Here is a 24,804-nt window from a genome sequence, read left to right on the forward strand (position 1 = left end):
TCACCGCCTGTTCAATAAGTATTTACCTACTGCAACCGGACTTGTGCCCGATGCCCACGGGTCGGCTCCGCGTCGCGGCGTGGACGAGCACGCTCGCCGTCCTGCTCGTCGTCGTCTGCGTCGTTGGGGCCGCGATGGGAACCATCGACATCCCGCCGCGGCTCGTCGTCGCAAGCGTTCTGAACGCACTCGGCGTTTCGACCGGCGTCAGCGTCCCCTACCCGTATCCCTTCGTCGTCACGACCCTCCGCATGCCGCGCGTCGCCCTCGGGGCCGTCGTCGGTGCCGGCCTCGCCAGCGCGGGGACCGTGATGCAGGGGTTCTTTCGCAACCCGATGGCCGACCCCGCGATCATCGGCGTCTCCTCCGGCGCGGCCGCGGGCGCGGTGATCGTCATCGCCGCCGGCGTCGCGCTCCCACTCGGCCTCCCGTTCGCCGCGTTCTGCGGGGCGTTGATCGCCGCCTTCGGCGTCTACGCCATCGCCACTGAAAACGGTCGGACGCCGGTCGCAACCCTCCTCCTCGCCGGCGTCGCCGTCCAGACGTTCCTCGGCGCGGTCGTCAGCTTCCTCCTCGTCCGTACCGACGACCACAGCCTCCGCGAAGCGATCATCTGGCTGATGGGGAGTCTCCGAAACACGATGTGGAACGAGGTCGCGATCGCGCTCCCTGTCGTCCTCGTCGGGATTGTGATTCTGCTCGCGTACGCGCGCGATCTGAACGTCCTCCTGCTCTCCGAGGAGGACGCCCACGCGCTCGGAATCGAAGTCGAGCGCACCAAGCGTGTCCTCCTTGCCGTCTCGGCGCTCGTCACCGCGGCGTGCGTCGCGTTCGTCGGGATCATCGGCTTCGTCGGCCTCGTCGTCCCGCACGTCATGCGCCTCCTCGTCGGTCCCGACCACCGCATCCTCCTCCCGACGAGCGCGCTCGCCGGCGGCGTCTTCCTCGTCGCCGTCGACACGGCCACGCGTCTCGGAGCTACCAGCCTCCCGGTCGGCGTCGCTACCGCGTTCGTCGGCGCGCCCTTCTTCCTCTACCTCCTCCGCAAACGCGAGGTGCACGAACTCTAAATGGACGCGAACGACCTCTCCGTTTCCCTCGGCGGCACCGACATCCTTGATGGCGTCTCGCTCACCGTCGAGTCGGGCGAGCTCGTCGGCCTCGTCGGCCCGAACGGCGCGGGCAAGACTACCCTCCTGCGGACGCTCGCGGGCTACCTCACACCCGACGCGGGGACGGTTCGTATCGACGGCGACGATATCCACGCGCTCGCCTCGAAGGCCGCGAGCCGCCGCGTCGCCGTCGTCCCTCAGTCGAGTTCGTTCTCCTTCGACTTCGCCGTCCGCGACGTCGTCGCGATGGGGCGACATCCCTACCGCTCGCGGGTCCGTCCCGCCGACGACGCGGACGGCGCGACGCACGTTGAGGCAGCGCTTGAGCGGTGCGAGCTCACCAATCTCGCGGACCGGCCGGTCACCGCGATCAGCGGTGGCGAGCGCCGGCGCGTCCTCCTCGCTCGCGCGCTCGCGCAGGATACACCCGTAACGCTGCTCGACGAACCGACCGCCGGCCTCGACGTCAACCACCAGATCCGCACGCTCGATCTGGTACGTGGGCTCATCAACGAGGGCCGACGCGCCGTCGCCGCGATCCACGATCTCGCACTCGCCGCGCGCTACTGTGATCGCCTTGTCGTGATCTCGGACGGACGCGTCCACGCCGCTGGCCCGCCCGGCGAAGTGGTGACGCGCGCTACGCTCCGCGACGCCTTCGACGCGACAGCCGCCATCGGAACCGACCCCGTAACTGGTACGCCCGCCGTTACGCCGCTCACGCACGCCGACGACGCCGACGCGCACACGCACGTCCTGGGTGCCGGCGACGCCGCCGTCGGCCTGCTTGAACCGCTCGCCGAGGCCGGCTACCATGTCACCGTCGGCCCGGTCGTCGCGGGAAGCATGGATCACGAGGCCGCGCGCCGACTCGACTGCCACGCGGTGACGACGCCGCCCTTCGGCCCCGTGGACGACGACGCACGAGAGCAGGCTGCGGGGTACTGCCGCGACGCGGACGTCGTGATCGTCCCCACCGATGCGCGCGACGCCGGTGTGAACGAGCGCCTCGCAGCCACCGCCGATGAGACCGTCGTCGTCGAGGAAGTCGAGTCCGCGGCGATCCGAGCAGCCGTCACCGACGCGCTTGGCGGGGCGACGGTGACGTCGCCGGACTGACCGGGCTAGGGTTGTTAAGGGTCGAAGCCCGAAACGACAGGCGTGAGACGCCACACCGGAATCATACTCCTCCTCTGCGTCCTCTGCGTGCTTGCCGGGTGCGCCACGGGCGGGATGGGCGGAACGGACGAGACGGATACGACGACGGCACTCACTGGCGGTGCGGGCGGAGTGACGAACGCGAGTGTGAACGCCACCGGGGATACGATGACCGACGCGGGTGGCGCATCCGCGTTCGCGACGACGCTGAATGCCACCGTCGTCGACATCGCGGACGGCGACACCGTCGATGTCAGGCTTGCGAACGGGACCGAGGAGACGATCAGATTGGTCGGCGTCGACACCCCAGAAGTGTGGGTCGCGAACACGCCGGGGGAGTTCCGCGGCGTCCCCACCACGAGCGCCGGACGTGACTGCCTCCGCGGATGGGGGCACAACGCGAGCGACTACACGGCGGCACGCCTCGCGGGCGCGGACGTCACGCTCGCGTTCGACCCGAACACCGATCGGCGAGGGTACTACGGTCGACTGCTCGCGTACGTCTACGTCAACGGGACGAACCACAATGCGGCGCTCGTCGAGCACGGTCTCGCGCGCGTCTACGACGCGAGCGACTTCTCGCGGAATACCGCCTTCCATCGCTTCGAGGCGGCCGCGTACCAGAACCGCACGGGCCTCTGGACGTGTGCGGCGCTCGGGGTTGACGGTAGGGGTTCGACAAGCAACGATGGCGATGGGACGACCGAGGGCAGCGGTGGTGCGGCGAACGCGCGGGGATCAATCGACGTCGACGCCCACGCCGACGCCGCGGGCCCCGACAACGAGAACCTGAACGACGAGTACGTCGTTCTGCGAAACACGGGCCGCGACCGACTCGATTTCGGCGGCGTACAGGTGAGCGACGCCGTGGGGCACACGTACACGTTCCCCGCTGGGGCGACGCTCGCCCCCGGCGCGTCGCTCACGCTCCACACCGGCACAGGGACTGACGGGAACGGCCACTACTACTGGAACGCGGGGAGCGCACTGTGGAACAACGGCGGTGACACCGTAACCGTTCGCGCCGCGAACGGCACGACGCTCGCCCGTCAGACCTACGCGTGACGCGATGGGTATGGATGGGGGAGGTGGGACACACACCCCACCGCTGCAAGTGTTCTCGGTGAAGGAGGTGGGATGGGGGTAGGTGTGGGATGGGTGTGGAGCCTCTGCTGTCGTGATCGATAGACGTGGGGCCCGTCGCGGTAGACGGGGGGACACCACCGCTGCAAGTGTTTCGTGGATCGGTGTGGGGTGGTGACCGAACGATGGAACCGAGCGGAACAGATCAACCCCCACCCCCACACACCACTGCTGCAAGTGTTTCGCTGATTTCTGAGTGGGTTGCTTCCGTAGGATGGCGACGAACACGAGGTGACTGTAACACCGTCAAGAGTGCGTATGAAGAGTGAAGACGCCGATTGGCTACCACGAGTCCGTTCGTCCCGATTCTTCTTCTTCTAGCTAGTTACTAGCTAGAACTAGTAGTAGAGATAGCTATACACACTGTTAGCGATACGTGTGTTAGTTATAATTCCCTCTACCGTAAAAGCTATTCATATCGAATTAGCTTCCGTCGTGCTTCTGAAAGAGAGAACGACGAAGGATGCTCGAAACGGCTGTTTCTGGTCTTTTCCGGCGTTTCGGGACGTTTCGATCGGTCGGAGCGGAATCGTTACTGCGAGGACGAGTCGATGAGCCCTTGGCGTTCTGCGGCGGCCCGGAGACGGTCGGTGTTGAGGCTGCCGGTGATGGCGAGGCCGTCGAGCGTGGTGACGACGGCGTCGAGGTCGACGCCGAGTTCGTACTCGTAGTACGCGCCGCCGCTCCGTCCCTCGTTGCGCTCGTGGCGTTCGAGGATGCCGAGCATCACGAGATCGGAGAGGTGTGCATGGAGACTCCGCATCGCGAGCGGATCGTGATCGGTACTCGTCGCGACGTCCTCGTAGCGGTCGTAGATCGTCTGTCGACGAACTGGCATCTCCTCGCCGAAGACCGTCAGCGCGGTGATCGTGTAGAGCGTGAGGTGGTCGTGACTCGTCAGGTCCTTCATCGACTCCTCGATCTGTCGCTTCTCCAAGCGTGCGCGGGCGTTGCGGACATGGTGTTCGATGACGCGCTCGTCGCCGTTCCGCCGCGCGAGGTCGCCAGCCTCGAAGAGGAGATCGAGAGCCTGTCGGGCGCTTCCCCGATCCTGGGCGGCGAGTGCCGAACAGAGCGGGACGACGTCCTCGGAGAGCACACCGTCCTCGAACGCGAGCGACGAGCGTTTTTCGAGGATATTCCGGAGTTCGTTCCCGTCGTACGGCGGGAAATGGATCTCGCGCTCGCAGAGGGTATCCTCGACTCGCGGATCGAGTTGCTCGCGGAACTTGAAGTCGTTCGAGATGCCGATGATGCCGACTTTTGCGTCGTGAAGGTTCTCGTTCGAGCGCGCCCGCGGGATCTGGTAGAGGAGGCTGTCGTCGTCGCCGATGTAGTCGATCTCGTCGAGGACGACGAGGATCGTCCCGCCGACCGTCTCCAACTCCTCCCAGAGCATATCGTAGACGGCGTCACGGGGATATCCGGTCGTCGAGATCTGCTCGCCGTCGTCGCGGAGTTCGTTCACGAGGTTGACGGCGACGCGGTAGGAGGAGGTGAGGTGTTCGCAGTTGAGATAGACCGTCGTGACGTCGAGGTCGTCGTAGCGCTCGGCGTCGCGTTCGAGGTGCGAGAGGAGGTATTTCGTGGCGACCGTCTTCCCGACGCCGGTCTTCCCGTAGAGAAAGATGTTCCGCGGCTGTTTGCCGTTGATCACCGGCTGGAAGTACGCTTTGTACTCCTCTAACTCCTCGTCGCGCTCCTCGATCCGCTCCGGTTGGTAGTCATCGCGGAGCACGTCTTCGTCGTCGAAGATGGCGTGGGTCCGCTCGAACACCGTCATACCCCGACGGAATCACCCGGTGGGCTAAAACCCACCGATGCAACTGTTGCAGGTGTTGCGTTTGTTTCGTCCGTTTTGCCGGGCGTACAGCGGAGTTCGTCGCCGGTGTCGGCCGGATTCCCCATGCCGGTCGTGGTCTCCATACCGGTCGGGTTCTTTCATATCGACCGGATTATTCTCCCTCTTCGCTGGACTAGCTCCACGGACGCGGACTCACCTCGACTCATCCCGACCCATTCTTTCCCACACCCCCGTTGATCGGTGAAACACTTGCAGCAGTGGTGTGTGGGGGTGGGTCGCTGATCCGCCCCGCCTGGTCACAGTGCTCGTTCCACTCTTAATTATCTCCACACCTAATTCCCTCATCTCTCACTCCCGATCCCCCCACCCCCCGTTCCGATCGTCGAAACACTTGCAGCAGTGGTGTGTGGGGGTGCAGGCACAGAATGGGGGAATGTCCCCGCCGCCGAGACCCCCGGAGTCATCCGTAGTTGCTCCAACGGAGACTGAGCGGTCCCCACCACTCCAAAACGCTCCTAGTAACGGTCAACCGTCGTGAACCGTACATCTCGGGTATGCACATCGCCCCACACTTGATGCCGCCCGCGACGCTGACCTCGCGTATGACGACCTTCGTGATTGCGACGTTCTCGGCCACCGGGAACGGCGTCCCGACGTTCACTGCCGTCTTCGATGCCGAGCCCGTGGGCACGCGAGCGAACGACGATGAGCGGGTGTGCCGCGAGGACGTCGCTTCGCTCGCGCTCGCCTTACTGCGGTTCCTCGCTACCGCTCGGAACCGCGCTACCCGCGGCTTGTGCCGCTCACGTTTCCCCGAGATCCCCCGGATCTCGTTACTCCCCAGCGGGTTCGTCCTCCGGCATCTCGGCGTCCTGCACCCAGACAGTCTTGCGGTTCACGAATTCGTGGATCCCCATCTCGCCGAGCTCGCGTCCGTAGCCGGAGTCACCGATCCCGCCGAACGGTAGACGCGGGTCGGATTTCGTGAGTTCGTTCACGAACACCGCGCCGCTCTCGATCTCCCGAGCCACGCGTTTCCCGCGCTCGCGGCCCTCGGTCCAGACGGATCCACCCAACCCGAGGTCGGTGTCATTCGTGAGCGCGATCGCCTCAGCCTCGCCCGCGACCTCGAAGATCGGCGCGACCGGCCCGAAGACCTCCTCCGTCGCGACCGCCGCGTCTCGCGGGACGTCCGTCAGCACCGTCGGTGGATAGAAGAAGCCGTCCCGATCGAGGGGTTCGCCGCCGAGCTCGACCGTCGCGCCGGCCTCGACACTCCGCTCGACCTGGTCGTGGAGGTCGGCCAGCAGGTCCTCGCGGGCCTGCGGGCCGAGGTCGACGTCGTCGCGCGGGTCGCCGACGGTGAGAGCGTTCATCTCCTCGACGAACGCCTCCACGAACTCGTCGTAGACGTCCTCGACGACGATGAAGCGCTTCGCCGCGATGCAGGACTGCCCGGAGTTGATGGTGCGGGCGCGCGCACCGGTCGCGGCCGCCGCCTCGACGTCCGCGTCGTCGAGGACGACGAACGGGTCGCTCCCGCCGAGCTCGAGGACGGTCTTCTTGATCTGCGCGCCGGCGGTCTCCGCAACGGCACGCCCCGCGGGTTCACTCCCGGTGAGCGTCACAGCCTTCAGGCGATCGTCCTCGATGATGTCGTCGACGGCGTCGGAGCCGACGAGGAGCGTCTGGAAGACGCCGTCGGGGTAGCCGGCCTCGTGGAACACCTCCTCGATGGCCTCGGCACAGCCCGGGACGTTCGAGGCGTGTTTCAGGAGGCCGACGTTCCCCGACGTGAGGTGCGGCGCGGCGAAGCGGAACACCTGCCAGAACGGGAAGTTCCACGGCATCACGGCGAGGATCGGGCCGAGCGGCTCGTAGGAGACGAAGGAGTCCACGCCTGGCTCGGTCCCGATTCGCTCGTCTTGGAGGTGTTCGCTCGCGTGTTCGGCGTAATACTCACAGACCCACGCGCACTTCTCGACCTCGGAGCGCGCCGCCGCAATCGGCTTGCCCATCTCCTCCGTCATCACCTCTGCGTACTCCTCGCTGTTCTCCCGGAGTACGTCCGCCGCGTTCGCGAGCAGCTCCTCCCGCTCGCCGAGCGGCACGTCACGCCACGACTCGAACGCCTCCTCGGACGTCGCGAGCGCGTCCTCGATACCCGTCTCGCCGTCCGACTCCATCGATTCGAGCGCCTCGCCCGTCGCCGGGTTCACGCGTTCCATGCGCGAGACAACGGCCGCCCGACAGTTGTAGCTACGGGTCGGTCCGGGGGCGCGCCGGATGTCTCACTTCGCTCTCCTCACCTCGGTGTCCCGTCTCCTCATCTCGGTGTTCCGTCTCCCATCTCGGTGTTCCGTCTCCCATCTCGGTGTCCCGTCTCCTCACCTCGTCCTCCCGCCTCGCCCTAGTCCAGTCGGACCTCGACGACGCTCAGGTCGCCGCTCGCCGTCGCGTCCGCGAACGCCGCGTCGATCTCGTCCCAGCTCTCCGGTCGATAATGCTCTGCGCCGAAGCTCTCGCAGAACGCGCCGAACTCGGGGTTGTCGAGCTCCGTGCCGAAGTGCTCGCCGCGATCGGCCTCCTGCTTCTCGCTGATGAGACCGTAGTCGTCGTCCACGAAGAGCACGACGGTAAACCCGCAGCCGAGTCGGTTCGCCGTCTCCAGCTCCGCGGCGTTCATCAGGAAGCCACCGTCACCCGTCACCGCGACGACGTTCGAATCGACCGCGAGGTCGGCCGCGAGCGCGCCCGGCACCGCGATCCCCATCGACGCGAGGCCGTTCGAAATGATGCATGTGTTGGACTCGTACGTCGGGTAGTTCTGCGCGATCGCCATTTTATGGCTCCCGACATCGGAGACGAGTACGTCGTCGTCCGCGAGGGCGTCGCGGAGGTACGGGAGCGCCCCGCGAACCGTCACGTCGTCGTCGACACTCCCGCGCGCCGAGACGTCCTCGACGATATCCGCGCGGAGGTCGGCGTACCACGCGTCGTCGTAATTCGCGTCGATGTCCGGGCAGGCGCTCGTGAGAGCGCGTAGCGTCGCGCCCGGGTCGGCGACGACCTCAATGTCCGGGTTGTAGTGTTCGTACACCTCCGCGGGCTCCGAGTCGACGTGCACGATGGTCGTCTCCGCGCTCGGATTCCACCCCGCGGGGTCGTGTTCGGCGATATCGTACCCCACCGTGACGACGAGGTCCGCGGACGCGATGGCCGAGGAGGCCTCCGCATCGTCGCCCGAGTCGAGCGTCATCAGCGAGTGTGCGTCCGCATCGCTCACCGCGCCCTTCCCCATGTACGTCGAGACGACCGGGATTTCCGTCTCGTCCACGAAGTTCCGCAGTTCGCGCGCCGCCCGTGTCCGAACCGCCCCGTTGCCCGCGATGACGAGCGGGCGCTCCGACTCGTCGAGGAGTTCGAGGACGCGTTCGACGGACTGGACGTCCGGGTCGGGCCGCCGGACATTCCCCCGGTTCGGCAGCGGGGTCGCCTCGGTCTCCTCCGCGGCGATGTCCTCCGGAAGCTCGAGGTGCGTCGCGCCCGGTTTCTCGTGCTCCGCGAGCTTGAACGCCTTGCGCACCGACTCGTGGACGATCTCCGGGTCGGAGATTCGGGTGTTCCACTTCGTGATCGGCTCGAAGAGCCCGACGATGTCGAGCGCCTGGTGGCTCTCCTTATGCAGGCGCTCCAGGCCACCCTGTGCGCTCAGCGCGACGACCGGTGCCTTATCGAGGTTCGCGTCCGCGACGCCCGTCATGAGGTTCGTCGCCCCGGGTCCGAGCGTCGAGAGGCAGACGCCAGCCTCGCCGGTGAGTCGACCGTGGACGTTCGCCATGAACGCCGCGCCCTGCTCGTGGCGACACGGGACGAACTCGACCGTGGAGTCCCGCATTGCGAACAGGAGGTCTTCGGTCTCCTCACCTGGCAGTCCGAAAACGTGCTCAACCCCCTCCCGTTCCAGACACTCGACGAGGAGTTCGGCGGCTTGCATACGACGTGCTACTCACCCGAGACCCATAGTACGCGTGGCTCCCTCGCACGCTGTGGACAGATTCTAGAACGGGTCGCCGGATGACCACCCATCACTCCTGCAACTGATTCACGGATGGCACAACGAAGATGAGTCGGCGCTACTGTCCTCGGTTCGTGATCGAACGGAAGAAGCCGGAGGAGGGATTTGAACCCTCGGCCTATTCCTTACGAAGGAATCGCTCTGCCAGCTGAGCTACTCCGGCGCACGTCGCCCGCGTCGGGCGCTCGTACTCACTCTCCCGTAGCCGGATGGAAGAAATAAGGCTTGCGAATCGAGGCTCAGTATTGCCGCAGCACCACGCCGTCGGGGTCGCCCGTGCGACGCCGCGACTAGTCACGGCGGGTGAGTCGGACGTCCAGACAGACGTTGTACTCGTGTGGCGCGTACGATCGGACGGTGTGGCGCGTCTCAACCGTCACGTTGTAGTTGGATTCGGCGGCAGCGCGGATAGCGGCCTCGCCAGGTGCGTATCGATTGTCCTCGTGTTGGATGTCGTAGTAGTGGAGCACGCACTCCTCGCCGGCGAGGGCGACGGCGGTGTCGAGGAACTCGTTTGCGGTGTGGGGGAGGTTCATCACGAGTCGATCAGCCCGCCCTTCGTAGTCGGCGACGAGTTCCCGAACGTCCCCGCAGTGCGCGGTGATCTGCTCGGCGACGTCGTTGCGCTCGGCGTTCTCGCGGAGGTAGTCGATTGCGGCCTCGTTGATGTCGGCTGCGACGACGTCCGCGCCGGCTTTCGCCATCGGGATCGCGTACGGGCCGACGCCCGCGAACATGTCGAAGCCGTGCTCGCCCGCGTCGACCTGCTGGACGACGCGATGGCGCTCGGTGGCGAGGCGCGGCGAGAAGTACACCTCGGCGATGTCGAGGGCGAACTCGCAGCCGTACTCGCGATGGACGGTCTCCGTGTTGTCACCCACGAGCACGTCCCAGTCGCGGACGCGCGTCTCGCCTTTCACTTTCGAGGCGCGGTTGACGACCGTCTCTGCGCGGACGTTCGACTCGACGATGGCGTCGGCGATCCGCGCGGCGCGTGCCGGGTCGTCCTCGTCGAGGATGACGACGTCGCCGAGGCGCTCGTACGACGGCTCAAAGCCCAAGACGTCGGCGGGGGACGTGGGCGTCTCGCGTTCGGGGACGTCACGCTCGACGACCTCGTACTCCTCCGGGACGGCGTCGGGGTCTGTGACCGGGATGTAGAGCGCGCCGTCCTCGACGACGATGTCGAGGGACTCGACGATGAGGTCGGTGTCGGCGAGGTGGCGGCGCGTCGCTTCGCCCTCTTCGGTCGGGACGCGGACGCAGGACGCGTGCATACGCAATCTGCGCGCCCGCCAGCCTTACGGCTGGCGTTCCGCGTGGCCGTACCAGTGATCCCGCGCAACGAAACCCGTATCCACGCCGCGACCCCACTCGCACGTATGCTCACGTTCGTCGGACTCGGCCTCTACGACGAGTCCTCCATCACCGTCGAGGGGCGGGACGCGATCGCCGACGCGGATGCCGATGCGGTCTTCGCGGAGTTCTACACGAGCCATCTCGTCGGCGCGGACGTCGCCGACATCGAGGCGTCCCACGACGTCGAGATCGAGGTTCGAGACCGCGTGGGCGTCGAACAGCGCCCGGAGCCGATCCTCGATGCCGGCGCGTCGGGCGACGCTGTCTTCCTCACCGCTGGCGACACGATGATCTCGACGACGCACGTCGATCTCCGCCTGCGCGCACACGAGCGCGGCATCGAGACGCGCGTGATCCACGCGCCGACCGCCGAATCTGCCGCCTCGTCGCTCACCGGCCTCCAGAACTACCGTTTCGGAAAGGCGACAACGCTCCCCTTCGAGTGGGCGCACGGCGCGGACGTGGTCCCGGGCTCGGTGATCGACACCATCGAGGACAACCGCACCCGGGGGTTGCACACGCTCTGCTATCTCGACATCAAGGTCGGTCGCGGCCCCGAGGGCGCGGACCCCGACTTTGAGGAGTACATGAGCGCGGACTACGCGGCGGGCCTGCTCGCGGAGTCGTGGGACCCCGACGCGCTCGGCGTCGTCGTCGCGCGTGCGGGTAGTCCCGACCCGGTCGTCCGTGCCGATCGCCTCGCCGCGCTCGCGGATGCGGACTTCGGCGACCCGCTCCACATGCTGATCGTCCCCGGTGACCTCCACCACGTCGAGGCGGACGCGCTCTGCGGGCTCGCCGGCGCGCCCGATGATCTCGCGACGCCGGAGTGAAAGAGACGCGACACGGATCGATCAGGTCCGGCCCGTGCGCTGGTTTGAGATATTTGCCGGGTGACAGCCTGTCTCTATGACAGACTTATGATATGATCTCACCGCATAGTATTCGATACGAACACTGAGAAGGTGATAATTGGTCGTTTGGGAACGAGTATCTTCTTATGTGGGAAACACTATGCAAAGGACGATGGATAAGAGTACGATCGTTTCTGTTCTGAGGGGCGAAACTGCCGGCGGGTGGGCGACGGGGGGGCGGCGATGACCGGGTGGGTGCCGACGACGTGTATGCGGTGTGCGGTCGGGTGCGGGCACCTCCAGCGCGGCGCGGACCTCGGCAACGGCGTCGACTCTGTCCGCGGGAACGCGGATCACCCGACGAACCGCGGGCTCGCCTGCCAGCGCGGCGTCAGCGAGACGGCGGACCCGGATGGGACGTTCCTTACGCGCCCGCTCGTCCGGCGCGACGGCGAACTCGTCCCGACGACGTGGGACGTCGCAGTCGGGAAAGTGACCGAGGCGATGCGGACGGCATGTGAGCGCGACCCCGATTCGATCGGTGTGCTGGGGAGCGGCCAGCAGACGAACGAGGCGGCGTACGCTCTTGGGAAGGCTGCACGCGGCGCGATCGGGACGCGCCACTACGACGCGAACACGACGCTCTGCATGTCATCGGCTGTCGCCGCCTACTACGACGCGTTCGGGAGCGACGCGCCGCCGTGTAGTTACGAGGACATCCCGGCGGCGGAGAGCCACGTCGTCTGGGGAGCGAACCCAGCCGTTGCGCACCCCGTGCTCTTCCGGTGGGTGACGGACAGCGCGCGCGACGGCGAGCTGATCGTCGTCGACCCCGTTGAGACGGACAGCGCCGAGGCCGCGGACGTACACGTCCAGCCCGATCCGGGGGCCGATCTGACGCTCGCCCGTGCGGTACTCGCGCACGTCGTCGAGACCGGGCGTGTCGACGAGGCGTTCGTCGACGCGCACACGGAGGGGTTCGCGGCGGCGTGCGAGGACCTGCCGGAGGTCGAGGCGGCCTGCGAGGCGGCGGGCGTCGAGCGAAGCGACGTCGAGGCGCTCGCTGACGCGCTCGACGCGAAGACGCTCCTCTACTGGGGTATGGGCGTCAATCAGAGCACGCGCGGGACGGCGACGGCGGGCGCGCTGATCGACCTCTGTCTCGCCACCGGGAATCTTGGCGAGGGGACGGGCCCCTTCTCGCTGACCGGCCAGGCGAACTCGATGGGGACGCGGGTCTGCTCGTCGAAGGGCGGATGGCCCGGGATGTGCGACTACGACGACCCGACCGCCCGCGCTCGCGTCGCCGAGGCGTGGGGTGTGGACGTCGAGCGTCTCCCGGACGACTCCGGGCCGGGTCCCGTCGGGATGTTCGCGGACGTCGGCGAGTCGATCGAGGTGCTCTGGACGGTGGCGACGAACCCGGCAGCGGGGCTCCCGGACGCCGACGACGCGGCGGCGAAGCTGGACGACGTCTTCCTCGTCGCACAGGACGCCTTCCACACGGAGACGGTTGAGTACGCGGACGTCGTCCTGCCCGCAGCGACGTGGGGCGAGAGTGAGGGGACGACGACGAACATGGAGCGCGCCGTCTCGCGCGTGCGCGCCGTCACCGACCTCCCGGCGGGCGTGCGGACCGACCTCGACATCATCGCGACGGTCGCAAACGGCGTGCATTCGGGGACGTTCGATCGCCACCCGGAACCCGAGGCGGTCTTCGAGGAGATGACGGCGCTCACCGCCGGAACGCCCGCGGACTGTTCGGGGCTCTCCTACGAGCGACTCGACGACGTGGGCGCGGTGCGCTGGCCGGCTCCGGATGCGGAGACGTCGGTCGCCTACCGCTATCGCGATGGTGACGGGTGGACGTTCGAGACGGTCAGCGAGAACGCACAGTTCTCGACGGGCGCGCCCGACGACGACCTCCCCGAGCCGACGAGCGACGCGTATCCGCTGACGCTCACCACGGGCCGGGAGAGCGACGGCTACAACACGGGTGTTCGCTCTCGCGGCGGCGATACGGCGGTGCCGACGGTGCGGGCGAACCCCGCGGACGCGTCGGACGGCGACCGGGTGAGCGTCGAGACCCGACGCGGATCGGCGGCGGCGGTCGTCGCGACCGACCCGGCGGTCCCGGCGGGCGTCGTCTGGCTCTCCATCCACCACCCGGCGACAAACCGGCTCACCCTCCCCGCGGTCGACCCGCGCTCCGCGGAACCGAACTACAAGCAGTGTGCGACGCGCCTCGTTCCGCGGACGGACGGCGCGGACGCGGTCGAGACGAGCGGTGCGGGCGCGGCGAGCGAAGTCTCGGACTGACGCACCGACGCGTCCGGTCTCCGTTATTCCTCTCCTGGCTCTTCGACTCCCGAAGTGGCGACAAAATACCATGATTGGGTGTAGATAGGGGAAATTTAGCAAAAATACGAACCTCAATTCCCGTGTATATTGATGTCCTTAGTCTAGCTTAGGAAATAGATGAACATCACTCACAAGCTTTTTACTTACCGAGTAGACACACATCATCGAAAGCAGACCAAGCTCGTCCACTTCTGAATCCAAGAAGTGGTCATCCATACATACACACAATGGCACACAAGAAGGAAGACGTCAAGGCGGGGATGTACGGTGATGCGGTGCGGGAGAAACTCGAGGAGTTCGCCGAGTCCGGGTGGGAGTCGATCCCCGAGGACGAGCGCGAGGAGTGGTTCACCCGCTTCAAGTTCTGGGGCGTGTTCCACCAGCGCGACGGGCAGGAGAGCTACTTCATGATGCGGCTGAACAACTGTGGGGGCGTCCTCGAACCCGAGCAGCTGCGCGCGATCGCGGAGGTCGCCGACGAGTACGCCCGCGGGCCGGCGGAGAACCCGCGCTGGGGCAACGGGTGGATCGACTACACGACGCGGCAATCCATCCAGCTCCACTGGCTGAAGCTGGAGGACATCCCCGCGATCTGGGAGAAGCTGGAGGCCGTCGGCGTCTCCAGTCGCTCCGCGGGCGGCGACACGATGCGGAACATCTCCGGGTGTGCCGTCGCCGGGAAGGACGCCGACGAGTACGTCCCGACGCGCGGGTTGCTCGACGAGATCGAGGACGGCATCCGCGGCGACGACGACCTCGCGAACCTCCCGCGGAAGTTCAACATCTCCGTGACGGGCTGCAAACAGGGCTGTGCGCAGGACTCGATCAACGACGTGGCCTTAGAGCCCGCCCACCGGCCGGTCGATGGCGAACACGTCCGGGGGTTCAACGTCCGCGTCGGCGGCGGCCTCGGCGGGCGCGAACCCCGGAAGGCGCGCTCGCTCGACCTCTTCGTCACGCCCGAGCACGCCTACGAGACCGTCCGGGAGTTCGTCGAACTCTACTGCGAGGAGGGGAACAGACAGAACCGGAACAAGAACCGCGCGCGTTTCTTCGTCGACGACTGGGGGACGGAGAAGATCCGCGAGACACTCGACGAGCGCCTCGACTTCGACCTCATGCACGCGGGCACGGACTTCCGGGACGAGTACACCTACAACGCGGGGAAGTCGGACGACGAGGGCGACCACGACCACGTCGGCGTCCACGACCAGACCGAGGAGCTGAGCTACGTCGGCGTCTCCGTCCCAGTCGGTCGGATGCCCGCCGCGGACGCCCTCAAGCTCGCCGATCTCGCGGACGAGTACGGGAGCGGCGAAGTGCGGCTCTCGCGCCGGCAGAATCCCCTCGTGATGGACGTTCCCGACGAGCGCGTCGACGACTTCTTGGAGGAGCCGCTCTTGGAGACCTACTCGCCGAATCCCAGCGTCTTCACGCGCGGCGGGATGGCGTGTACGGGCACGGAGTTCTGTTCGATCGCGCTCGCGGAGACGAAGACCCGGATGGCGGAGACGCTCGGGTGGCTCCAGCGCAACGTCGACGTCCCCGACGACGTGACGCAACTGAAGATCCACTGTTCGGGCTGCACGGCGGACTGCGGGCAGGCGATGAGCGCCGACATCGGCCTCCAGGGGATGCGTGCCCGGAAGGACGGCGAGATGGTGGAAGCGATGGACGTCGGCGTCGGCGGCAGTATCGGGCAGGAGCCGACGTTCATCGACTGGGTCCACCAGCGCGTCCCCGCCGACGAGGTGCCCGGGCTCCTCGCGAACATCATCGAGACGTACGCCGAGATGCGCAACGAGGGGCAGACGTTTCGCGAGTGGGTCGCGGCGACGGGCCACGAGACGATCGCAGAGCTCGCCGAACCCGAGGAGACCGACTACGTCGATCCGTGTCTCACCGACGCCAAGCAGGCGTGGTACCCCTTCGCCGACGGCGACGGGCCCGCACCGACGGACGCCGAGGGCACCCCGCTGGGGGTGGAGAGCGATGACTGACGATGAGCGTGTTCGGCTGGGGGCGACCGGGACGAGCGCCGACGGACGCGACGATGCCGCGACGCGTGCCGATCGTGCGACCGAGACCACGAGTGGCACCGATCGCGCGACCGACACCGCCGCTGACGCGTGCGCCGATCTGACGGCCCGTGCCGATCGCGAGATCACGGCCGAGTATCACGACGAGTTCTACGTCGCCGACCCGGGCGATACGGAGGTGCACTGACGCGTGCAGGAGAAGACCGAGCAACTGCTCATCGCCACCGTCGGGTTCTTCTGGGCGTTCCTCATGTGGTTCTCGACGGCGGCGTTCAGCACCTCGATTTCGAGCGCGTTCACCCTCACGACCGGAGGGCTGGCGCTACTCGCGTCGAGCGCGCTCTGGCTCGCGCCACCCGGCCGGGTCGTCGCGGGGTGGGCGGCCGATCGCTTCGGCGCGCACAACATCTTCGCGTTCATCCTCGCCTACTCCGGGCTGATGAGCATCGCGTCCGCGTTCGCGATGAACTACGACGTCCTCTTCGTCGAACGGCTAATCGTCGCGTCCGCCGGCATCAGCTTCGTCGTCGGCATCCAGCACGTCTCGCAGTGGTTCGACGAGCACGAGATCGGCACCGCGGAGGGCATCTACGCGGGCACCGGGAACGCCGGCGCGGGCGTCGGCGCGCTCGTCCTCCCGCGACTCTACGGCACGAACTTCGATCAGGCCTTCCTCCACTTGGGCGTCGTCGCGCTCGTCATCGCCGTCGTCTACAAGTGGCGTGGGAAGCCCGCGAAGGACCGGGCCACCGCCGAAACCGCGCGCGCGAACTCGAACCTGAAGTCCACGCTCTACGTCTGGACGCGCTTTGCCGCCATCGGGTTGATGCTCGCCTACGCGATGTCGTTCGGCCTCGAGATCGCGATGAACTCGTGGCTCCCGACCTACTACGCGACCGGGTTCGGTGACGCGATCGCCGGCCTCGGCTTCACCGGTGTCGCGGCTATCCAGACCGCCGCGGGGACGTTCGCGGCCGTCCAGTCGTTCAACGCCTCGCTCTGGCGGCCGTTCTCGGGATACATGTCCGACCTCTGGCAGCGCAAGGGGTGGACGCCCTACTCGTTCCTCTCGACCGAACAGGGGTACGCCCCGCGGGTCCATTGGCTGTTCACCGCGCTCTGTCTCATCATCACGCTCCTCTGCGCGCTTAGCGTTGCCGGCTACCTTGGCGTGCTCCCGCTGTCCGTCGTCATCCTCGCCGGTTTCGGGATCGCCGTGAGCTTTGGGACGGGCGGCGTCTTCGCTATCGTCCCCGTGATGTTCGAGGATCGGCCGGGCGTCGCCGCCGGTTTCGTCGGCGGCGTCTCGACCGCCGGCGGCATCGTCTACCCGCTCGCGTTCGGATGGGTACCGAACATTCACAGCGGGTACGCGCTCGTCGCAGTCGCGCTGTTCGTCCCGTTCACGCTGTTCTTCGTGTGGGTGATGCGCTCGGATCGCTCGCTCGCACAGTACGGGATCGGTTCGCGCGAACGCTGGCTCGGGCCCGACACCGAGACCGTCGCCCCTGGGGGTGACGACTGAATGGCGACCGACGCCGACTCAGAGCCCTGGTATCGCTGGGGCCGCCGCGTCCTCTACGCCGAGATGCTGATCGCGGTGCTCGTCACCGCCTTTTCGCTCTCGCTCGCGTTCATGGGCCAAGCGGGCTACATCGCGTAAGTCGCCCCGGGGATACTCTCCCGAATGTGGGTCAAATCCTCAAACACGATGTGTGAACAGTCGTTCTCGACGGCCTCCTCGATAAGCGTGGCCGAGTTCGTGGATCGCGACGCCGGCGAAGAGGGCGACGGCGGCGAGCACGCCGATGAGCCATGGGTTCGCGCCGGTGTGGAGCGTCGCCGTGTCGTAGGCGTGCGGCACAACGGCGTTGATGACGCCGGCGTACGTGTCGATCTGTGCCTCGCTTCCAAGGAACCAGGCGAGTAACGGGAGGAAGAGGACGAGCGAGAGGTCGATACGGATCGGGATGTCCCAGATCCGCCCGACGGTGAACTTGCGCATCGAGGAGAGGATGGCGCGGCAGACGGTAGTGACATCCTCCCCGTCGTAAACGACGGGGCTTCCCCCGCACGAGGAAACCCGGCCTGTTGCCGAGCAGGTTTCAGGACCCTCTCTCCCGAGGTCGGTGGGACGGGTTTCGTCCCTCGCTCGGGAGCGTCCTGTGGCGTTAACGAGACGCGAAGCGTCTCGTTCGCACACCAGAACGCAAAGCGTTCTGGGGACGCTGTCACGGGCGCTCCCATCCGCAAGCGAGTCATCAACGCCCGGTTTCTCGGGGCGTCTCTCTCCCAAGCGGTCATGCCTCGCGGCACGGTCGGTCCGGTCACACTTCCCCGGCCCGTGGGCCGGGTTCCCGTGCTGACGAACGACGCGAACCCCGCAGTCGGTTGCAGAGCCGACCCGTGGGAACCGACGCCCCGAAATACTCGGGACGCTGGTTTCAGCGCGTCTCTTACTCCCGCGCAAGTGCCGAGAGCCGACGTAACCCTTGATAACGAGTACAAGACGGTATGTACTAAGCGTTGGGGTTTCGGTGGGCAACCGACGGCGGTTGGTTCGCACCGTGCCGGATTCACGCCCGCCCTGAAGGGCGGGATTCTCTCCTCGATTAAAGATAGCCACCGACGACAGCACGGATGTCCAGTCGGCGACGGCAGGTGCGTTCAGTTGGCGACGAGGGTGCGTTCAGTCGATCGCGTCGGTGCCCCGATCAGTCGTCGGCGTCGTCCGTCGCGGTCGTCGCCGTCTCGTCGAGGTCGGCGACGTACGCCCGAATGCGCTCGTCGTCGAGGTGTTCGAGGAGACGGTCGTGCGCGCGCTCGCGGAGATCCTCGACTGTTTCGGGGTCGCGGCGTGTCTCGAAGGCGGCGTCGATGTAGGCCTCGCGGAGGTCGGCGATGTCGGCGTCCCCCTCGCGTTCGGCGGGGACGTGCTCGTCGAACCACTCGCGCCAGCGCCCGCGTTCCGCCCAGTCGCCCGAGAACTCGCTCGCGGAGCGCAGCCAGTCGTAGTGCTCGGCGAGTTCGGCCGGGTAGCCGGTCGCGAGCCGGACGTCCTTGATCAGCGATCGGGCGACGTGTGCGCCCTGCCCGGCGGCGATCACGGCCTGTACGTTTCGCTGGCCGGCAGGCGCGGCGACGTAGAGGCCCTCGACGTCCGTCCGGCCGTCGCTGTCGGGGTAGTCGCCGTCGAAGTGCTCGTGTTCCTCGCCGTCGTGTTCGTGGCGCTCGTAGGCCTCGTCGCCGACGAGCGGGCGGAGGTAGTCGCCGTCGTACCACGACGCGGCGACGACGTGACGCGCGCTGACAGTGCGATTCTCGGCCGTGGAGACGACGAAGCGCATCGCACCGTCGTCGTTCGCGTCCCCGCCCGTCGCCGCGTGTTCGACCATCTCGACGGTGTCCGCGACGAGGTCGGCACCCGCCTCGTTGAGGTGGTCATGCAGGAGACCGCGATAGGTCTCGATGTCGATGCCCGCGGGGAACCCTGGGTAGTTAGCGAGGAATGCCGACCGCGGGAGCGCGGCGGGGCCGCGATCGAAGACGAGCGTGTCGAGGCCGTAGCGTGCCGCGAAGATCGCCGCGCTCGCGCCGCTCGGTCCGCCACCGACGACGACGACGTCGACAGCCCGCGTGGTGTCTGCGCTCATGCGTCGAACTCCCCGTTGACGATGTTCGCGACGCGCTGGCGATCGAAGAGCTCCTCGTCCGCGTCGAACGCGTCGGGGTAGAGCCCCTTCGCGGCCATCTCGAGTTGGAAGAGGTAGATGATCGGACCCTGGTAGGTGAGGCCGGCGTAGAAGACGCGGTCGTTCTGGACGGCACTGAGTTCGCTTGCGACTTCGTGTTGTTTCAGGTGCTCGACGACCGTATTCTGGAAGTACTGATCGCTGATGTTCCCCTGGATGCGGACGGCGATGGCATCCGGGTCGATGTCGAGGAGGGCCTCGTAGTCGAGCGTCGCGCCGCCGGCCTGCGCGTCGGTCACGTCGGCCGCGGCGAGCGCGTCGTCGACGCCAAGCTCGCGCCACTGCTTGGAGGCCGTCCCCTCGCCGATGAGGTAGGGGTAAAAGGAGTCCGGCGGGATACCCGCGGGGTAGAGAAGCGCGATGTCCGGGGTGGTGTCGGGTGTCCGCTCCGCGACGGTCGCGGTGACCTCGTCGGTGTAGGCGCTGAAGGCCTCGTAGCGCGCGTGCTGATCGAAGAGGTCGGCCATCTTCTCGAAGGCCTCGTAAAGGGAGTAATACTGGTAGTCGTGCCAGTCGTAGACCTGCGTGAAGATCGTGTTACCGAGGAACGGCGCGATGTTCTCGACGATCTCGTCGACGTCGCCCTGATTCCACTGCACGCGGTTGCGCATGAAGTTCGGGTCGACGACGTGGACGTCCGCGTTGATCGAGTAGAAGAGTTCCTTGCTGGTGCCACCGTCCTGCCAGAGCGGGGTGAGCGAGCTCTTGTCGACGGAGACGCCCGGCAGCCCCTCGTAGTAGTGCGTCCCGAAGCGCGCGGGGACGCCGATGGCTTCGAGGCCGTCGACCTGCCCGAGCGCGACGCCCATATCGGCGTAGTCAGCGGTGTACGAGAGCCACGTCTCCGGGACCGACTCGAAGGTTACGTCGCCGACGGGCTCCATCGAGACGGTGTACGAGCCGTCGCCGGACTCGCTCGTCCCGGTCTGCTCGGTGGTCGACTCCGCGCTCGTCGTCGTGCTCGTCGATTCCCCGCCCGTACCGCCGCTACAACCGGCGAGGAGCCCGCCGCCGACGAGGGCACCGGTTCCGACGAGGTAGTCGCGTCGCGTCCGCGTTCGTTCGGCCATGTAGTTTAGGCTAGCCTAAACCGATAAATCACCATCGGTTCGCGTCATTCGGCTCAGTCGTCGTACACGTCCGCGACGAACGCGGAGAGCGCGTCGTTCACGGCGGCCGGGCGTTCGAGGTTCGAGAGGTGGCCCGCCTCGGGCACGCGCACGAGGTCGCCGTCCGGAAGCGCCGCCGCGGTGCGTTCGGCGCGCTCGATGTCGAAGACGTCCGCCTCGCCGTGGACGACGAGCGCCGGGATATCGATCTCGTCGAGGCGGTCCTCGACGCCCTCCTTCGCGTACCACGCCTCGTACTCGTTCGCGACCGCGTCGCCGGGGTAGGTCTCCCAGCGCTCGGCCCACGTCTCGAGGAGTTCGGGGCGCTCCTTGTGGGTCGTCTCGCTCGTCACGCGCTCTGCGACCTGACGGGCGAGTGTCCCCGGAACGAGGTCGTTCTCGCGGAGCTCCGCGACGATGCGCTCGTAGGTGTCGCGTTCCGCGTCGGTCGTCGGGCCCGCGGGCGCATCAATCAGGACGAGGCCGTCCACGCGGTCGGGGTAGTCGAGCGCGACGCGGAGCGCGGTGAAGCCGCCGACGCTCATGCCAACGAGGACGCAGGAGTCGATCCCTTTTCCGTCGAGCAGTTCGACGCAATCCGCCGCGAGATCGTCGATGTCGTAGTCGCCGGCGTAGGCGTCCGTCCGCGCGCGGGAGTCGTACGCGAGACAGCGGTACTCCGGGGTCAGTTCGGCGATTTGCGGGTCGAACATCGTCCGGTCCATGAACGTCCCGTGCGCGAAGACGACGGGGGAGCCCGAGCCGCGGTCGTCGGCGAGGACGTCGCCACGGCGTCGGAACAGCTCCGGGTGTGCGGGCATACGTTCGGGAGGAGGCGGTGGGGATATACGAAAGTGGCGGGCGACGTCGGGCCGAACGAAAGTGAGGAACGACGAACAGTGCGGTCGTGTCGCTCCCACGCCCTCAGTCGCGGTCGCGCTCCTGGGCGCGCTTCTCGGTCGCGCGGAAGGTGTCGGGCTCGTCGACGAACCCCCACGCCGCGCCGAGCGAGTGGACGGCGACGACGAGCGGTAGAGCGGGACGGCGATCCAGTGGCGATAGGCGATGTCGTCGTAGTAGCGCCAACCGCGGACGAACCAGACGAGCGCGTAGGCGAACATCGCCCACGAGAGGACGTGATAGAGGTGCACGCCGGGCATCGAGCCGGGGAGATAGCCGACGATCAGGAGGAGGAAGGGAGTGATCGGAGAGAACGCCCATGTGACGTTCCGGAGGGCGTAGAGCGCCCAGTAGCGCCGCGGAAGGACGGGTTCGTCGCGGAGGCCGCCGGAGAGCCAGCGACGGCGCTGCTCGATCAGTTCGCGGATCGACGGCGGCGCTTGGTTCCGGAAGCGATCCGCCGTGACGACGTACTCGGCGTCGTGTTCGAGGATGGCGCGCCAGACGAAGACGGTGTCCTCGATGAGCGTCGGGTACTCCCACGTCACCTCGTCTTCGAGGGACGTGCGAACCGCGATCCCCCCACCCCACGCGTAGAGGGGGACGCCCGGGAGGCCGAATCCCTGCTGTTCTGCCTGATAGCCGATGCGGACGAGCTCGCACCAGAAGGCGAGCGTCGAGCCCGTGTACGCCGGCCACTCGCGGAACTGGACGATATCGGCATCGGGAAACCCATCAAAGGACCGGACGTGGGAGTCCTCATCGAGGAAGAGGACGAACTCGCGCTCACAAGGGACGTTGAGGCGCGCCCACTCCAGGGCACGGCCCTTATTCGAGGCCTGACTGTCGAAGTCGTCGGGGACGACGTGGACCGTCGCGCCGTCGACGTCGATCGGCGCTTCGGCGATGACGTGCCTGTCGTCGGGCGCGACGGTCTCGGGGAGCGCGTCGACCGTCTTCTGGACGACAGCCTCGGCGTCGACGGTGAGGATGCGAAGCTGGCAGTCCGCCGGGTCGTAGACGGCCTCGGGTGGTTGGTAGTCGCGCCACGACGAGACGACCTCGTACGTCCAGAACAGCGTCGCGAACGCGTAGATTCCCAAGAACGCCCAGAGCGAGGCGTACGCGATCGGCCGGAGGATGTCGTCGACGAAGGGGTGGATGTCGCCGTGGAGGACGACGACGGTCGCGATGGCGAGCGCGAGCGCGAACGCGCCGGCGAGGAGTCGATCCGGAGCGAACGGTGACGCGCGCATGTGTACACTGAAAAGCAGCAGCGGGATTAAGCGTGTGGTCGACGCCGACGGGGCGTAGAGTGGCTCACAGCGCGGGATCCGGGAGGCCGGCCCCAACGGCGCGGAGCGCGGTGCCGACGAGCACGACCGTACTCAGCGCGCCGACCCAGAGAACGAGGTGGACGAACGCGAGCGAGCCCCCGTCGGCGGTGACGGCGAGTGGGGCGTTGACGACGAAGGAGACCGCTTGCACGAGGAGGAGGGCGGAGATCGCGGCGACAGCGGTGTCGGCGACGCGCCACGGAAGTGGACCGACGGTTCGCGCTCGTGCGGCGAAGCAGCCGACGAAGCAAGTGGCGGCGATGGCGACGCCGAGACCGACGCCGATTCGCGGCCACGACCCGAAGAGGTCGGGAACGAGCGTCGTGGCGACGAAGTAGAGCGCGAACAACCCGACGACGGCGGCGGAAACGGCGGCCGCGGCACGGCCGGGCGAGAGGTCACGACCGGTCATACCTCGAGGTTCGGCGGCGGGGCGGTTAGGCCGTTCGGTGCGGCGACGTCACGCTCGGTGACGGCAGTCACTCTTGGGCTTCGAGGAGTTCCTTGTACCGCGATCGGATGGTGACACGGGCGACGTTCGCGACCTCGCTCACGTCGGCCTGCGTCACCGAGTGGTTCGTGAGGCGCGCGGCGGCGTAGACGGCCGCGCCCGCCATCGTCGTCGGGCTCTTGCCGCTATGGACGTTCGCCTCGATGGCGGCGTCGAGGAGTTCGCGGGCACGGCGTGCCGTCTCGCTCGGAAGGTCGAGGTCGCTCGCGTAGCGCTCGACGTACTCGCGTGGGTCCGTCGGGGGCACTTCGAGCCCGAGGTCGCGGCTCACCTGCCGGTAGGCGCGTTGGACGCGGAGGCGATCGACCCGGGAGACGGTCGCTACCTCATCGAGGCTGCGCGGGACGCCGGCCTGTCGCGCGGCGGCGTAGACGCTCGCGGTCGCGACCGACTCGATGGAACGCCCGCGGAGGAGGTCCTCGTCGAGTGCGCGCCGGTAGACGACGCCCGCGGTCTCGCCGACGGTCTCGGGGAGCCCGAGCGCGCTCGTCATCCGTTCGACCTCGCCGAGCGCCTGCTTCAGGTTGCGCTCCTGGTCGTCGCGGGCGCGAAAGCGCTCGTCCCACTTGCGCAGTCGGGCGAGCTGGCGGCGTTTCCGGCCGCTGATCCGCTTCCCGTAGGCGTCTTTGTCCTGCCAGCCGATGACGGAGCTCAGCCCCTTATCGTGCATCAGGTTCGTGGTCGGCGCGCCGACGCGCGAGCGGTTCTCGCCGTCGTCGCCCTCGAACGAGCGCCACTCGGGGCCGCGATCGACGACGTCCTCGTCGACGATGAGCCCACACGCACGACACGACACCTCGCCGCGCGTCTCGTCGTGTTCGAGCGCAGCGCCACATTCGGGACAGGCGTCTTCGCGCTCGGTGGTCGTCTCGTTCCCTTCACGTTCTCGGCCGGCGGCCGTAGTCGTTGCTTGCATCGTTAGGTCACCCAACGCTCGCGTGTTCGGTGAGTCGAAGCACTGTCACATAGTACCGCGACCCGGTTCCCACGACGTGAGAATCAGGGGTGTGAGAACATATCGCACATACAGTTTCGACGGGGTGGGGACGAGCGCAACGACTATGTGCTAGAATGGAGAAGTGACGAGTGCGATGCCCACGTGTGATCGCTGCGGTGGCTCGCCACGACAGCTCTGGAAACACACCGACGCCGGGTTCGACGGACACGTCTGTGCGGACTGTCACCCGACGGTGGAGGACGGACTCGCGTTCGGATCCTGAACGGATCCCGCGGTGACCTGGAGAGCGTTTTTCCGAGACGACACGCACAAGAGCGCCGGCTACCGAG

General features: G+C 67.2%; 19 protein-coding genes, 1 tRNA gene and 1 pseudogene. 10 read left to right on the plus strand and 11 right to left on the minus strand.

The window, feature by feature from the left end; all coding sequences use genetic code 11:
• The first annotated feature begins 50 nt into the window (after positions 1-50).
• The 3 genes from btuC to ABDZ36_RS08270 are packed head-to-tail and all read left to right on the plus strand — an operon-like array spanning position 51 to position 3,335.
• Positions 51-1,070, plus strand: coding sequence for a vitamin B12 ABC transporter permease BtuC (gene btuC, locus ABDZ36_RS08260; protein WP_211311969.1), 1,020 nt, complete (start codon positions 51-53; stop codon positions 1,068-1,070).
• A complete protein-coding gene (locus tag ABDZ36_RS08265; RefSeq protein WP_211311970.1) occupies positions 1,071-2,231 on the plus strand; it encodes a heme ABC transporter ATP-binding protein in 1,161 nt (386 codons plus the stop codon).
• 42 nt (positions 2,232-2,273) lie between these two features.
• Positions 2,274-3,335 (plus strand): lamin tail domain-containing protein, encoded by a 1,062-nt coding sequence (locus ABDZ36_RS08270; protein ID WP_343749272.1) that lies wholly within the window; start codon positions 2,274-2,276, stop codon positions 3,333-3,335.
• Between the two features lie 610 nt (positions 3,336-3,945).
• Here ABDZ36_RS08270 and ABDZ36_RS08275 read toward each other — a convergent pair.
• The 5 genes from ABDZ36_RS08275 to ABDZ36_RS08295 form a co-directional block, all read right to left on the minus strand.
• Entirely contained in the window at positions 3,946-5,196 is a 1,251-nt protein-coding gene (locus ABDZ36_RS08275; RefSeq protein WP_211311971.1) for an orc1/cdc6 family replication initiation protein, read from the minus strand.
• An 854-nt stretch (positions 5,197-6,050) separates the two neighbouring features.
• Positions 6,051-7,445 carry an NAD-dependent succinate-semialdehyde dehydrogenase gene (locus ABDZ36_RS08280; protein WP_211311972.1) on the minus strand — a complete coding sequence of 465 codons (1,395 nt, stop codon included), beginning with the start codon at positions 7,443-7,445 and terminating at the stop codon, positions 6,051-6,053.
• A 182-nt stretch (positions 7,446-7,627) separates the two neighbouring features.
• Positions 7,628-9,214, minus strand: coding sequence for an acetolactate synthase large subunit (locus ABDZ36_RS08285; RefSeq protein WP_211311973.1), 1,587 nt, complete (start codon positions 9,212-9,214; stop codon positions 7,628-7,630).
• A gap of 171 nt (positions 9,215-9,385) precedes the next feature.
• Positions 9,386-9,458: transfer RNA gene (locus ABDZ36_RS08290), tRNA-Thr, on the minus strand.
• Between the two features lie 127 nt (positions 9,459-9,585).
• On the minus strand, positions 9,586-10,572 hold the full coding sequence (locus tag ABDZ36_RS08295; RefSeq protein ID WP_211311974.1) for a class I SAM-dependent methyltransferase: 987 nt from the start codon (positions 10,570-10,572) through the stop codon (positions 9,586-9,588).
• A 105-nt stretch (positions 10,573-10,677) separates the two neighbouring features.
• On the opposite strand from ABDZ36_RS08295, the gene dph5 reads away from it, so the two are divergent.
• From dph5 to ABDZ36_RS08325, 6 genes are all read left to right on the plus strand, one after another.
• The gene (dph5, locus tag ABDZ36_RS08300) at positions 10,678-11,487 is read left to right on the plus strand and encodes a diphthine synthase (RefSeq protein ID WP_211311975.1); all 810 of its coding nucleotides are present in this window, start codon (positions 10,678-10,680) and stop codon (positions 11,485-11,487) included.
• 264 nt (positions 11,488-11,751) lie between these two features.
• Positions 11,752-13,827 (plus strand): assimilatory nitrate reductase NasA, encoded by a 2,076-nt coding sequence (gene nasA / locus ABDZ36_RS08305; protein ID WP_211312027.1) that lies wholly within the window; start codon positions 11,752-11,754, stop codon positions 13,825-13,827.
• A gap of 269 nt (positions 13,828-14,096) precedes the next feature.
• On the plus strand, positions 14,097-15,869 hold the full coding sequence (locus ABDZ36_RS08310) for a nitrite/sulfite reductase (RefSeq protein ID WP_211311976.1): 1,773 nt from the start codon (positions 14,097-14,099) through the stop codon (positions 15,867-15,869).
• The gene (locus ABDZ36_RS08315) at positions 15,862-16,095 is read left to right on the plus strand and encodes a hypothetical protein (protein WP_211311977.1); all 234 of its coding nucleotides are present in this window, start codon (positions 15,862-15,864) and stop codon (positions 16,093-16,095) included. The genes ABDZ36_RS08310 and ABDZ36_RS08315 overlap by 8 nt, the downstream gene beginning before the upstream one ends.
• A 3-nt stretch (positions 16,096-16,098) precedes the next feature.
• Positions 16,099-17,433, plus strand: a complete 1,335-nt coding sequence (locus tag ABDZ36_RS08320; RefSeq protein WP_211311978.1) for an MFS transporter — start codon at positions 16,099-16,101, stop codon at positions 17,431-17,433.
• On the plus strand, positions 17,434-17,571 hold the full coding sequence (locus ABDZ36_RS08325; protein WP_211311979.1) for a hypothetical protein: 138 nt from the start codon (positions 17,434-17,436) through the stop codon (positions 17,569-17,571). It begins immediately after the preceding gene.
• Here ABDZ36_RS08325 and ABDZ36_RS08330 read toward each other — a convergent pair.
• The 6 genes and pseudogenes from ABDZ36_RS08330 to ABDZ36_RS08355 all read right to left on the minus strand — a co-directional run.
• Positions 17,568-17,657, minus strand: a pseudogene (locus ABDZ36_RS08330) (RNA-guided endonuclease TnpB family protein); the annotation flags it as partial. The gene ABDZ36_RS08325 and the pseudogene ABDZ36_RS08330 overlap by 4 nt on opposite strands.
• A 965-nt stretch (positions 17,658-18,622) precedes the next feature.
• Positions 18,623-19,561 carry an FAD-dependent oxidoreductase gene (locus tag ABDZ36_RS08335; protein ID WP_211311981.1) on the minus strand — a complete coding sequence of 313 codons (939 nt, stop codon included), beginning with the start codon at positions 19,559-19,561 and terminating at the stop codon, positions 18,623-18,625.
• The gene (locus ABDZ36_RS08340; RefSeq protein ID WP_211311982.1) at positions 19,558-20,730 is read right to left on the minus strand and encodes an ABC transporter substrate-binding protein; all 1,173 of its coding nucleotides are present in this window, start codon (positions 20,728-20,730) and stop codon (positions 19,558-19,560) included. The genes ABDZ36_RS08335 and ABDZ36_RS08340 overlap by 4 nt, the downstream gene beginning before the upstream one ends.
• Positions 20,731-20,783: 53 nt before the next feature.
• Positions 20,784-22,925, minus strand: a complete 2,142-nt coding sequence (locus ABDZ36_RS08345) for an alpha/beta fold hydrolase (RefSeq protein ID WP_211311983.1) — start codon at positions 22,923-22,925, stop codon at positions 20,784-20,786.
• Positions 22,926-22,989: 64 nt separating this feature from the next.
• Complete coding sequence (locus ABDZ36_RS08350; protein ID WP_211311984.1) at positions 22,990-23,418, minus strand: hypothetical protein; 429 nt, start codon at positions 23,416-23,418, stop codon at positions 22,990-22,992.
• Positions 23,419-23,485: 67 nt separating this feature from the next.
• Positions 23,486-24,433, minus strand: coding sequence for a transcription initiation factor IIB (locus ABDZ36_RS08355; protein ID WP_211311985.1), 948 nt, complete (start codon positions 24,431-24,433; stop codon positions 23,486-23,488).
• Between the two features lie 175 nt (positions 24,434-24,608).
• Here ABDZ36_RS08355 and ABDZ36_RS08360 point away from each other — a divergent pair, with 175 nt between their 5' ends.
• The gene (locus ABDZ36_RS08360) at positions 24,609-24,737 is read left to right on the plus strand and encodes a hypothetical protein (protein ID WP_343749273.1); all 129 of its coding nucleotides are present in this window, start codon (positions 24,609-24,611) and stop codon (positions 24,735-24,737) included.
• The last annotated feature ends 67 nt before the right edge of the window (positions 24,738-24,804 follow it).

The organism is Halarchaeum salinum (assembly GCF_039520965.1).
Classification (GTDB): domain Archaea; phylum Halobacteriota; class Halobacteria; order Halobacteriales; family Halobacteriaceae; genus Halarchaeum; species Halarchaeum salinum.